General features: G+C 62.0%; 11 protein-coding genes. 2 read left to right on the forward strand and 9 right to left on the reverse strand.

Annotated elements, in window-relative coordinates; genetic code table 11:
- Positions 1-20: 20 nt before the first annotated feature.
- The 4 genes from DESPIGER_RS11465 to DESPIGER_RS11480 form a co-directional block, all read right to left on the reverse strand.
- Positions 21-1,781 (reverse strand): hypothetical protein, encoded by a 1,761-nt coding sequence (locus DESPIGER_RS11465; RefSeq protein WP_072337090.1) that lies wholly within the window; start codon positions 1,779-1,781, stop codon positions 21-23.
- 309 nt (positions 1,782-2,090) lie between these two features.
- A complete protein-coding gene (locus tag DESPIGER_RS11470) occupies positions 2,091-3,281 on the reverse strand; it encodes an MFS transporter (protein WP_072337093.1) in 1,191 nt (396 codons plus the stop codon).
- Between the two features lie 185 nt (positions 3,282-3,466).
- Positions 3,467-4,306, reverse strand: a complete 840-nt coding sequence (locus DESPIGER_RS11475) for a hypothetical protein (RefSeq protein ID WP_083575390.1) — start codon at positions 4,304-4,306, stop codon at positions 3,467-3,469.
- Positions 4,303-5,100, reverse strand: a complete 798-nt coding sequence (locus DESPIGER_RS11480) for a sirohydrochlorin cobaltochelatase (RefSeq protein WP_072337096.1) — start codon at positions 5,098-5,100, stop codon at positions 4,303-4,305. Before DESPIGER_RS11480 ends, DESPIGER_RS11475 begins: the two co-directional genes overlap by 4 nt.
- 107 nt (positions 5,101-5,207) lie before the next feature.
- Between DESPIGER_RS11480 and DESPIGER_RS11485 the strand changes: the two genes are divergently transcribed.
- Positions 5,208-6,068: an SDR family oxidoreductase gene (locus DESPIGER_RS11485; RefSeq protein WP_083575391.1), complete on the forward strand. Its 861-nt coding sequence runs from the start codon at positions 5,208-5,210 to the stop codon at positions 6,066-6,068.
- A 549-nt stretch (positions 6,069-6,617) separates the two neighbouring features.
- On the opposite strand, the gene DESPIGER_RS11490 is transcribed toward DESPIGER_RS11485, so the two are convergent.
- Positions 6,618-7,211, reverse strand: a complete 594-nt coding sequence (locus DESPIGER_RS11490) for a hypothetical protein (RefSeq protein WP_083575392.1) — start codon at positions 7,209-7,211, stop codon at positions 6,618-6,620.
- Complete coding sequence (locus tag DESPIGER_RS11495) at positions 7,195-8,034, reverse strand: HD domain-containing protein (protein ID WP_072337102.1); 840 nt, start codon at positions 8,032-8,034, stop codon at positions 7,195-7,197. The genes DESPIGER_RS11490 and DESPIGER_RS11495 overlap by 17 nt, the downstream gene beginning before the upstream one ends.
- Before the next feature lie 255 nt (positions 8,035-8,289).
- Here DESPIGER_RS11495 and DESPIGER_RS13020 point away from each other — a divergent pair, with 255 nt between their 5' ends.
- Positions 8,290-9,693 carry a hypothetical protein gene (locus DESPIGER_RS13020; protein WP_156831701.1) on the forward strand — a complete coding sequence of 468 codons (1,404 nt, stop codon included), beginning with the start codon at positions 8,290-8,292 and terminating at the stop codon, positions 9,691-9,693.
- Between the two features lie 32 nt (positions 9,694-9,725).
- On the opposite strand, the gene DESPIGER_RS11500 is transcribed toward DESPIGER_RS13020, so the two are convergent.
- The 3 genes from DESPIGER_RS11500 to purM all read right to left on the reverse strand — a co-directional run bounded on the left by DESPIGER_RS11500 (position 9,726) and on the right by purM (position 11,932).
- Positions 9,726-10,196 carry a YccF domain-containing protein gene (locus DESPIGER_RS11500; RefSeq protein WP_231927575.1) on the reverse strand — a complete coding sequence of 157 codons (471 nt, stop codon included), beginning with the start codon at positions 10,194-10,196 and terminating at the stop codon, positions 9,726-9,728.
- A 250-nt stretch (positions 10,197-10,446) separates the two neighbouring features.
- Positions 10,447-10,800, reverse strand: coding sequence for a hypothetical protein (locus DESPIGER_RS11505; RefSeq protein ID WP_072337108.1), 354 nt, complete (start codon positions 10,798-10,800; stop codon positions 10,447-10,449).
- A 70-nt stretch (positions 10,801-10,870) separates the two neighbouring features.
- Complete coding sequence (gene purM / locus DESPIGER_RS11510) at positions 10,871-11,932, reverse strand: phosphoribosylformylglycinamidine cyclo-ligase (protein ID WP_072337110.1); 1,062 nt, start codon at positions 11,930-11,932, stop codon at positions 10,871-10,873.
- Positions 11,933-12,154: the final 222 nt, after the last annotated feature.

A 12,154-nucleotide genomic window follows, 5' to 3' on the forward strand; every position in this document is an offset into this window, starting at 1 on the left:
AGGGGCTCCTTGTTAGGGGATCAGGCGTCCTGGGGCTGACGGGCCTGCATGCGGCAGGCCGTGAGCACGCCCCGGCCGTCCGGGGTGACGGTGTAGGTGAAGTCCGCATCCAGCGGCGACTGGGGCGGCGTGTGGTAACGCATGGTCACATCGCCGCTGGCCTCGCGGCGGATGTCGATGTCCAGGGGCGAGTGCTCGTCCAGCAGCACGCCGGTCTGGTTGCTGAGGGTGCGCAGCAGGAAGGCGCCGGACTGGCCCATGCTGAGGAGGACCTGCCGTGCCTGCGCGTCATTGCCGCCGCAGAGCAGCTGGGCCCGGATGGCCAGATTGTGCGACATGGTGGACGGCCGGCCATGTTCGAAGTCGTTCCTGTCCTCGGCGGTCATGTAGGCGACATCCTGGATATGGACGGTGGCCGCCGCCTCCGCCGGGATGCCCGTACCGCCGAAGCTGATGGTGGGCCGGTAACCGGGAAGGGCGTGTTGCGTGCCGCGCCGGAACAGGTCTATGGACACTTCCCTTTCCACCTCGGCCATGTCGCCCAGGCGCGCCAGAGGCGTCAGGCTGGGCGGGAAGGCGAAGTCCTTGAGTTCGAAGCTGGCAGTCGCGCTGGTGGCTTCCAGGGCCTTTTCCAGGCGCACACCGGCACTGAGCAGGAGCATACCGTTGAAGGGGGCCGCGGGATTCTCCGAGCGGGCCCGGAACATGCCCAGGAGCTTTTCATACATGGCGCTGTTGAAATCGCGCTGGCTCCTGGCAGCCAGATCCTGCGGCATAGGCTCCTGGAAGCAGCCCTGCCACAGGGTCTCGCGGCTGAGGGGGCCCTGGGGCTGCCGGGCGCGCATCTCGTCCATGTGCCGCATGGCCACCATGATGAGGGCGATACCGCCGCCCACGTTCAGCTGGGGAGCCAGAGTGGCCATCTCGCCTATAGACTGACGGGGGGTCAGGCTCATGGCATCACGGAGCGTGGCGTCCCCTAGGCCCGGCTTGCCGCAGGCAAAGGCAAAGCATTGCAGGGAGGTCTGGCCGGCCGTGGAAAGATCGCGGAACAGGTCCGCGGGCGTGCCCTGACGCCCCGCCGCGCTTTCTTCCTCCAGCACGCGGTCCATGAGCTGCCCCAGCTGGGCCTTGAGCTCGCCGTCCACACCAAGATGGGTGGCGCAGGCATCCAGGGCGGCATCGCGGGTCAGCTGCGGATCGATGCCGGAGAGGATGTAGTCCGCGGGCCGGGACCGGAGGGTCTGCATGGTCACGGCATCGGCCATGTCCTGATAGGAAAGCAGCTTCCGGCTGTGGGCCGCCATGTCGCTGATGATCCGCTCGAAGGCCTGGCGCAGGGCCGGGGAGGGCTGGAGGTTGTTCTTCGCGCAGAAGCCCTGCAGCGCATGGTCCAGATTGCGGGTATCGCCCGCGCCGTTGTTGCCCAGCAGGAAACGGCGGGCCATCTCTGCGTTGGCCGGGCCCAGGGCCTGCGACATGTCCGATGCCTGGGCCAGGATGTCGCGGGCCACGCGGGCCTTGAGCGGCTTGCCCTGCCGGCGCATGGCACTGAGCTGCGGGGCCAGGGCATCGGCGATGCCGTCACCGTACCTGTTGCGGATGGCGCCGAGGAAGGCCTCGGCAGTGGCGCGGTGGGTGGCCTTGGCGGTGAAAAAGGCGCTGACCCTGCCGGAGGTCTGGATGCCGCCTTCCGCGGTGGCGACGAGGCGGTCATGGGTGCCGGCCACATTGGCCAGCTGGGTCAGAGAGGCAACGTTGACGCGATCGATCTGGGGCATGGGATCCCTCCCGGGAGATGGTCGACAGGTGCGGTACGGGATGAACAGGCAAAGGTGTCCTGGATAAAGCAAGCTTCGTGCCAGTCCCTTCCAGACTACAGGGGAAAGCCGAAAGTGTCCATTTTTCTTCAGCCGGAAGCGCCCGGGCCCGGATGGAGCGGGAGATGACGTCCCCGGACCGGCAACGATGTTGTCAGCCCGGGTAACGGCAGGTGAGCTTATGGAAAAAAAGTGTCATGGCAGCCTGAAAGACTGCCATGACAGATGTGAGGACGGGCTTCCCGGACGGGCGGGGAAAGAGCGCGGCGATCAGCCTTCGTAGACCTTGTGGCTGTCCAGCCACAGCCAGCCCAGCAGACAGGCCAGACCCACCAGGATGGCCATGAGGGCCTGGGCCGCCACGGGGCCGGGCCAGACGGGCAGGGCGCAGAGCAGCATGGACAGGCTGCCGAACAGCAGACCGCCGCTGTTGATGAGGGCCGTCAGGCTGCCGGTATCGTTCTTCATCTGGTTGAGCATGAGCACCGTGGCCGGGGGGCGCAGGGCGCTGCCGCAAAAGCTGACGGGCGCGCAGAGCAGGGCGAAGGTGAAGGGCCCCTGATCCCCCACCAGCAGCAGGCCCAGCCCGGCTACGGCGACGATGCCCAGATAGGCCGAAAAGAAAAGGCGGCGGGGCGCGGTGCGGAAAAAGCGTTCATGCGCCAGCGGGCCCAGCATGCTCATGCCCGCATTGAAGGCGAAGAACAGGCTGTAGGCCTGGGGCGAGAGCCCGAACAGGCCCTGGAAGATATAGGAGGAAAGGGCCAGATAGGCCATGAAGGGCATGCTGGTGGCGGAAAAGAGCAGCAGCAGGCAGCGGAAGCCCCGGTGCCGCAGGACGACCAGCAGACGCCCCAGGGTGCGGAAGGCGTTGCCCTGCACCGGGTGGTGCATGGTCTCGCGCAGCAGCAGCGTCCCGGCACCGGCCAGCAGGCCGCAGAGCAGCAGGCAGACGAAGATGCCGCGCCAGTCGGTGACGGCCAGCAGGGCCCCGCCGATGACCGGGGCCAGCATGGGCGCCAGGATGGTGATGGTCTGGATCCAGGTGATGACTTTTTCCATGGCCCGGCCGCGCAGCACGTCCTTGACGATGGCCAGGGCCATGGCGCTGATGCCGCCGCTGCCGACGGCCTGCACGGCGCGCCAGAACAGCAGGGGCCAGATGGACTGGGCCAGGGCCAGGAACAGGCTGGAGACCACATAGAGCAGGGCGCCCGTGTAGAGCACGGGCTTGCGGCCGTATTTGTCGCTGAGCGGGCCCCAGAAGAGCATGGAGGCCCCGAAGAGCAGCAAAAAACAGGAGATGCTCAGGCTGGAGAGGGCGTCCGTGGTCTGCAGGGCCTGCGTCATGTGCGGCAGGGCAGGCAGATACATGTCGGTGGAAAGGGGGGCGAAGGCGCTCAGGAAGGCCAGATAGGCAACCAGCCAGCGGTTGCCGGGAGCAAAGACTTTTTGGGGCATACGGAAACTCCATGCTTCCGCCGTGAGCGGAAGCGTGGTTCCGTGCTACCCAAGATCCGCCCGATGTGCAACAGGGGCCGTTCCTGTCCGCAAGGCGGGTCCTGTTCCTCATGCGGCAGCGGACAAGAAAAGGACAGGCCCCGGCATGCGGGAAGCCTGTCCTTCAAAATGTGGAGAGAGTGCGCCTAGCGCAGGGCGGACACTATGTCCTGGGCCGAAGGCGAGGCCAGCACCCTGCCGTCGACGATGACCGCCGGGATGCGCTTCACGCCGTAATAGCGGGAGATCTGCACGGCCTGGTACATGTTCACGTTGCCGGCATTGTAGCAGTAGCGGGCCACGTCCAGTTCCTGGCTGGCGGGCACGGCCGGGCGCAGCTTGCCCATGAAGGCATAGTGGATGGGCAGGTCGGTGGACGTGACGGTGGCGTCGTACTCGTTGGTGAAGGGCACGCTGCGGCCCTGCTTTTTCTGGGCGGCCTTGATGCGGTTCCATTCGCTGAGGGCGTGGCTCATGTAGTCCATGGCCTGGCCCTTGCGCTCATAGCTGATCCAGATGCCCATGCCCATGAGGTCGGTACCGTAGTTTTCCGAATTTTTGGCAAAGACGGCGATCTTGACATCCGCGGGCGAAAGCCTGGCCGAGGCATCACGCACGGCCTGCCAGACACGGGCGCTGTCGGGCGCGGCAAAGTCCAGCAGCACGATGATCTCGTGCGGGGCCGTCCTGTTGCCGAAGAACACGGGGTAGATCTCTTCGCGCCAGTGGGGACGGTGGGCGGCCTCGTCCTCGATGCTCTGGCGGTCGGCGCCCATGGCCTGCACCATGGCCAGGCCCTCGGCCGAAAGGGTACGGGTGTTGGGCAGGCTCTTGTTCATCCAGGGGTTGAAGGCATTGGCTTTGGCGGCGGGGGCCGCCTGTGCCGCGGGCGTCAGGCCGGCGCTGCCGTTGCCCCCCATCAGACCACAGGCAGAGATCAGGCCGCAGACCAACAGGGCCAGCGGCAGGCGCAGGAGATTCTTCACTTTTCCTCATCCTTTTTGACGGTTGGCAAGGCGGCCACGGCATCTTCCAGATGCCGCAGCCAGATAGCGGCAAAAGCGCGGTATTCGGCCGTGCCCCGCACCACGGGAGCGCAGGTGTGGCCGGCGGCTTCGATGCGGGAACGCCAGGAATCCGGCGCGTCCCCGGCCATGTCTTCCAGGGTGTGGCGCCCCACCACCGAAAGCAGCGGCATGAGCCAGACACGGCGGGACGTGAGGCGCGGCAGCAGGGCCTCCAGTTCCAGGGCGCCGCTCATGGTGCCCACATGCACACGGGCGTCCAGGGCCCGCACGGCCCCGGCAAGGGCGGCGTATGCGGTCACGGCCTGCCTGCGGCTGCCGTGGCCCATGAGCACCACATCCTCGTCGGCCCGGCGTTCCCGGGGCAGATGGGCCAGCACGGCACGCGCGGCGGCCCGGATATCCTCGTCACAGGCCAGCAGGGGCATGCCGATGCTCACATGCAGGCCGTCCAGGCGTCCGGCCTCGTCGGCATCGGCGCGCACGTCGGTATGTTCGCTGCCGGGGATGATCTGCAGGGGCTGCACGGCCACATGGGTGAAATTTTCCAGACGCAGACGCTGCAGGGCCTTGAGCACGGAATCGTTTTTTTGCCGGGCACGCGTCAGACGGGTGCGCAGCAGCTCCGAAGAAAGGGCCCAGCGCACGCAAATGCCGGGAAAACGTTCGCGCACCCAGGTGTCGAACTGGCGCAGCGAGCCACGCCCCTGGGGGCTGCTCGTACCGTAGGCGACCAACAGGATAGCGGTTTTCATCCCTGTTGGTGTACGTCACTTGCCGCACGCTGGCAAGACGGCGGCCCCCCACGGTTGACCGTGGGCAGCGGGGAGGCTACAGTGCGTTATACGTTGGAGGATTGTTTGTGAAAGCACTGGTTCTGGAGGGCCGTACCGGACTTCTGGGGCAGGCCCTGCGCCATGTCCTTCTGGGGCGCGGCTGGTCGGTGGAATCGCTGGAACGCTCGGACGGCGATATCCTGGATGCGGGTTTCCTGCAGGCCCGGGTGGAGGGATGCGCGCCGGACGTGGTGTTCAGCTCCCTGGGCTGGAACACGGTGGACGATGCCGAGGACCATCCCGACGAAGTCCTGCTCTACAACCGCACCCTGCCGCACACCCTGGCCTGCCTGCTCAAGACCCGCGGGCAGGGGCATCTGGTGCATTTCAGTTCCGGGCTGGTCTTTTCGGGCCGGCACGGCGGTCCCTGGCGGGAAGATGATGCCACGGCCCCCCTCAACGTCTACGGCAAGACCCGCCTGGCCGGGGAAAAGGCCGTGCTGCAGACCCTGCCCGAACGGGCCTGCGTGGTGCGCACGGGCTGGCTGTTCGGGCCCGGCAAGCGCAATTTCGTGGACGACATCCTCAATGCCTGCCACCGGCGCGACAGCATCACCATCGTGGATGACCGCACGGGCTCGCCCACCTATTCGCTGGATCTGGCCCTGTGGAGCATCATGCTGGCCGAACGTGGGGCCACCGGCCTGTGGCATGCCGTCAACAGCGGGCAGGCCACCTGGTGCGAGCTGGCCTGCGAGGCCGTGGGCCTGGCGGGCAACGAATGCCGCGTGGAACCCATCCCCTCGTCGCAATGGCCGCAAAAAGCGCCGCGCCCGCCCTATACGGTACTGGACTGCGGCAAGCTTTCCGAGTATCTGGGGATGCATCCGCGCCCCTGGACACAGGCCCTGCGGGAGCATTTCTTCTGCGACCCCTTCGATGCCTAGAGGGGGCCTGGAGCGGGGACCGGCAGTTCCCGGCATATTCCCGGAGGAAGAGGCACGGGGAAAGGGATTTCCCCGGTGAGGAGGAGGGGCCGTTCCCCCTGCCCGTCGGGCAGTGAGGTCCGGCAGATCTTGGGAGGCTCTTCAAGGAATGCGGGAGCCCGGCGCTCCTGTGCCAGATCAGAGACGCAAAGCCCTTCATGGAGCAGAGGGACGACATATTTCCGGACTTGCATGGTTTGGACGCGAAAGGCCGCCTTCGGGCGGCCTTTCGCACGGACAGGGGGCTGCGGCTCCCTGTTTTTTATCGGTGGGGCTGAACGCGGATATGCCCGAGCCGTCAGCCGGGGAGGGCCGTGTCTTATCCCGTACAGGACGGGAGCGGCAGCATTGTCCCGCCGATGGTGGTTTCGGAGGCTGCGTGGGGCCTTGCTTGCGCAGGCAGGGCGATGACGTTCGGTTTTCCGCAAAGGGGAAGAGGGGCGCAGCTCTGTCTGCAGGGGCGACCTGCCTGTCCACAGAATACCGGGGGCGCGTTGGACGCGGTGCCGCCTACGGCCGGACAGGCGCCACCCGTATCAGGGCGGCGGCCCCGGCCAGCAGGGTGCGGCGCTGTGCCGCCGCCAGTCCGGCGTCACGCAGGCAGCCTTCCAGCCCGCCGCGCCGCAGCCAGATGCGGGCGGGCGTCACGGGCCCCCAGGGCTGGAAACCGGGCAGGAGGCGCCGCAGCAGGGCCGCGGGCAGGCCCAGATTGCGTTCGGCCAGGATGAAGTCCGCCAGCCAGAGCTGCCCTGCCGCCAGGGCGCAGGCCCGCAGCAGGCCCACCGCATCGGGCCAGGGCAGGGCAAACAGCACATAGCCCAGACGCAGCCCCTGCAGCGAGCCCGCGGGCAGGTCCGGCAGCGGGGCAAAGGGGGCCTGTACCGTCGCTGCGGGGATGCCGGGCAGGGCATTGCAGGGCAGGGCAAGGCTGCTGCCGGGCCAGGGCACCCGGCGGCACAGGGCGGCATACAGGCCGGGAGCCGGTGGCGCCGGGCGCAGGGTACGCAGGCGGGCCACGTCGGCAGCGGGCAGAAGATCGCGCAGCAGGGGCGCGCTGCCCGCCGTCTCCGAAGAGGGGACGGGGGCGCTAGGACAGGTCGTCACCCGAGGCCTCCGTGGTCGTCGTGGCAGCATCCAGGCAGCGCAGCAGATGTTCGCGGGCGGCGGCATAGGCCGGTGTGGCGGGCAGGTCCGCCAGCAGGCGGCGGGCATGGCCTTCGGCCACGAAGCGGGCGCGACTGGCCGGGAAGTGCATGTCGTAGAACCATGTCCCCAGCAGCACGCGGAAATCATTAACGCTTTTCAGGTCGGCATAAGCCGCCACCCGGCCGGCCAGGGCATCGTCCAGGACCTTGTCGCTGTGGAGGGCGGGATCATCGGGCAGGCTCAGGACCACGGTGGGGCAGTAGGGACGCGGCCCGGAAAGGTGCTCGTCCATGACGCGCAGGATGTCCAGCTTGTCGGCGTCGCGCACGGCATGGCAGATGCGGGCCATCCCCTCCGGCAGGCCCGGGGGCAGGGCAAAGCGGTTGTGCAGGCCCACGGCAACGAGCACCAGCGTGCGGACAGCGGGGGCTTCGTCCTCCAGGCGCTGTTCGCGCTTGAGGATGCGCACGCCCCACTGGCCGTGGTCGCAGGATTCCCGGTCGCGGAAGGTATGCCAGCGCAGATACTGTTCGAAGCGGGCAACGTCATGATACAGGGCCGCCAGCAGGCAGGCACGGTCCAGCGGCGGGGCGAAACGGCCGCCCGCGACGATGGCACGGGCATGGGCCAGCACCTGCATGGTGTGGTGCAGTTTGAGGTCCATGGGCGAGGGATCGCCGCCGTCCCGGCGGCATTCCTTCCCGCGCTCACGGGCCGCGTAGGCGGCGAACCAGGCTTCATGACGGCTGATGTCCGGCAGGACGGGGGATGCGGTGTTCATGCTTCTGGATGTACGCCCCGGCCGCAGGCGTGGCAAGGGGCGGTGGGTGCAGGAAGAAAGGTCATATTATACGACAGGTAAAGCTGATGATCCTGCTAAGTTAAATGAGGTAGGATATATTTATATTGGATATATATTGTATTAAGATATAAAATTGTTTTTATTATTCGTAAGTAGTATTTTTTTTACTTATATAAAATAACTTTACATTTTACTTTGATAAATGTAAATTTTTTAAAAAATGGGAGGGAATACATGCTTCGTAAAGTGTTTCACATAAAAGCAAATTCTATCGATTTGAAATATATAGAAAATATATGTTATTTTATGTTGTTGTCTATTTGTTGCATATTGCTAATTAATTTGATGTCATCGTTTTGTGAAATACAAGCATTTCGCCATGATGAATTGAAGTACATCGATTCATATTTTACTAAACTGGTCACAGAAGGGCGATGGCTTAATTATTTATTTTTTTCTACTTTAAAAATATCAAATGTGAAAATAATGGCAGTGGTAAATGTTATATCTTTTTTTATATTTTCCTATATATGTTTTTTAAATATACTAGAGAAAAAATATGCTGTGCTATGTGCAATAGTTTCTCTTTTTATTCCTCCCATACATCTATTGAATGAATGGGCTCAGACTAGCATGATATCATTTTTTTTGTTGGCTCTTGCAGCAATAGTATATAAAAAAATATCTATGCCGCTATTCTTTTTTATTTTTTCTATATTGTTTAATGGATGCTTAAGTCATTTCTATTTTTTGTTGCCTTTATTATTTATAGGTGATGGAGAAAATATTTTCCGTATCATTTGTTATTGGTGTATTTTATTTATTGTGGGATTCATTTTTGCAGAATTTATGGTTTTAATCTTATCGAATAGGTTTATAACAATTGCTGATTGGCGTAATCCAAATTATATAAATGATATTTTTGATTTTATGCATAATTTAGAAAAAGTAATAAATTCATTTATTATGATAGTAAAAAAATTCGGTGTATTTTTATGGGGGGCATTTGGGATTGCGTTAATTGTATTTTTATCTGCGTGGATGCAGAAAAAAAGTAAAGAAAAAATTTTGCAAATTTTATTGATCTGTATGGTTGCGGCAAGTATTTTTGCTTTAAGCTTGTCTGCGGGCTTGAGAGTCGACATACGCTCTGCAGCTTGTCTTTTTATGGCATTTTTATTTTTTATATGTATTTCATTTAAATACAACAAATTTTTGCTTTTCTTATTTATACTTGGATTTATTGTTCAATTTTATGTTCATAATATGAATAATATAAATTATATTAAAACAATTTCGGATATATGGATTTCTGAGCTGAAAAAAGTTTCTCCTGATCCGAGAACCCTCTCAGGGGTAATACTTCTTTCATCACAGGAGGAATTTAAAAATCATGAGAGAAAATTGTTAAAAAATAATATGTTGAAATATGATTCAACAGAATATCTGGGAGAGCTGATGCGATGGGCTCCTGCAGCTTATGAGTTTGGTTTTCGTCATATATATCATGCACAATGGAAAAATGATTATTTAAAAGATATAAATATGGATATTAAATATGATAATTTTTTGTTTAATAAGGGATTTATATATGAATATATAATTATTAATAATTACCTTGTCCTTAGGGTAATTTGATATATATTCAATGTGGCATATCTGTTCCCCTACTACTTTTTATGAGAAAAATACTCGGCCTGGCGCCAGGCGGCGGCCTGTTCGGCGGCCTCGGCCACGCGGGCGTCCACGATGGTCTTGCCGATGGGGCACAGGGCCAGGGCCGCCAGCTTGACGTGCTGCCAGGCGAAGGGGATGCCGATGATGGTCACGGCGCAGGCCAGGGCCGAGAGCAGATGGCCGCAGGCGATCCAGATGCCGCAGAACAGCAGCCAGACGATGTTGCCCACCGTGCCCAGCGGGCCGGTGCCGATGTCGCCTTCACCGGTGAGGACGTCACGGGAGACCGGCATGCGGCCGAAGGGCATGAAGGCGAAACCGGCCATGACGAAGCAGGCCCGGCCCCAGGGGATGCCGATGATGCTGATGAAGCAGAGCACGCCCGCGATGCACCAGAGCAGGCCGGTGCCCAGACCGAAGGGGAAAAACCAGAGGATATTGCCGAGACAACCCAGAGCTTGCATGGAGGACTCCTGAAAAGACGTGGCTGGAGCATCCATGCTACACGGGGGCGGGGCCGCTGTCCATGTATCGGACCAGGAAGGGGCGAAGCGTACGGGGAGAGTGCCCGGGCGGTATCCCTCTCCCTGGCCCCCTGCATCAGGGAGGGGACGCGCTGCAGGACGGCTGCCGGGCAGGAGGGCAGGCAGGAACAGGCAATGATCCCGCACGGCCCGTCCCGCTGCGGGGTCCGGTCGCGGGAGGGGCGAAAGGCTAGGGCAGGAAAAAGTGGAACGAGGCCAGCATGGCGGCCAGCAGGCAGAGCTGGACCAGGACCACCAGCCAGCAGGTCCTGCGGAAGGCGGCAAGGCGGCCGCGGGCACGTCCGCACAGGGCGCGGGCCTCGTCCCGTATGCGGCAGAGGCCTGTCCGCTCCTGTTCCGGGAGGGCGGCGGCCGTCGCCTCAAGGGCCCTCCCCAGGGCTTCGAGCCGGGCCCGGAGCGCGGCCTGTTCCTGTTCCAGCTCCCGCAGCGGTGACGCCGGGCGGCGGGATGCCTTGCGCGTGGCCCCGGTGGGGCGCGGAGCCTTGCGGGGCAGGAAGCGCCCCAGCCATGCTTTCCCGTTCATGGATGTCCCCTGCCCAGAAAAAAGGGGAAGGCGCGTGCCTTCCCCCTTGAGGAGCGGATGCAGGACGAGGCTAGGCCTTGTCGAAGTTGACGACCACCTGTTCGCCGTCGCCGGTGCGGCGGGCGATGGTGCCGATGGACCAGGCGGACATGCCGAAGGCCTGGATGCGGTTGATGGTCTCTTCCACCTGCTCTTCGGGCAGCACCAGCACATAGCCGATGCCGCCGTTGAAGATCTGCAGGATCTCGGGCCAGGAAAGTTCGCCCGCTTCGTGCAGCCACTGGAAGACCGGGGGCATCTCCCAGCTGCCGAAGTCGATGTGGGCTTCCACCTGATTGGGCAGCACGCGCGGGATGTTGTCGTAGAAGCCGCCGCCGGTGATGTGGGCCATGCCGCGCACGTCCAGGTCGCGCAGCAGGGAGCGGACCACTTCCACATAGATCTGGGTGGGGGCCAGCAGCACGTCACGCACGGTGGCGCCGTCGGCGCCAGGGAAGGGATCGTCCGGGCCCAGGCCGCTTTTGGCCAGGATCTTGCGGGCCAGCGAGAAGCCGTTGGAATGCAGGCCCGTGGAGGCCAGCCCCACGATCTTGTCGCCCACGCGGATGCCGGAGCCGTCCACCAGCTTGGCATTGTCCACGATGCCCACGCAGAAGCCGGCCAGGTCGTATTCGCCATCGCCGTACATGTCGGGCATTTCGGCGGTCTCGCCGCCCAGCAGGGCACAGGCGGACTGGCGGCAGCCTTCGGCCACGCCGCTGATGACCGTGTGGGCGGTCTCCACATCCAGCTTGCCGGTGGCGAAATAGTCAAGGAAGAACAGGGGGGTCGCCCCCTGGACAAGGATATCGTTGACGCTCATGGCCACAAGGTCGATGCCCACGGTATCGTGCTTGTTGAAAGCAAAGGCCAGCTTGAGCTTGGTCCCCACGCCGTCGGTGGACGAGACCAGCACGGGGTCGCTCATGCTGCCGATTTCAGGTCTGAACAGGCCCCCGAATCCCCCGATGTCGGAGATGACCCCCTTGGTATGCGTACGCTGCACCAGATGTTTGATGCGCGCCACGAGATCATTGCCGGCCTGGATATCGACGCCGGCTTCGGTATATGCTTTTGCGCGATCTGTGGACATGAATATCCTCCTTGGTGGGAGACACCCTAGCAAAAAATTTGCCGAATCCCAAGCGGCTTTTTGGACCAAATCCCGGCAGGGGAGATTTTCGGCCACTTTTTTGCCTGTGGCGGCGGGCATGGCTCCCTGCTATGCTGGGACAGGCCGGCTGTCCGCTCCCTGCCGGACGCGGGGCGCCGCAGCGCGGGGAGATGCCGCCCGGCCGCGCTGGGCCGTCTGCCC

Source organism: Desulfovibrio piger (genome assembly GCF_900116045.1).
GTDB classification, from domain to species: domain Bacteria; phylum Desulfobacterota; class Desulfovibrionia; order Desulfovibrionales; family Desulfovibrionaceae; genus Desulfovibrio; species Desulfovibrio piger_A.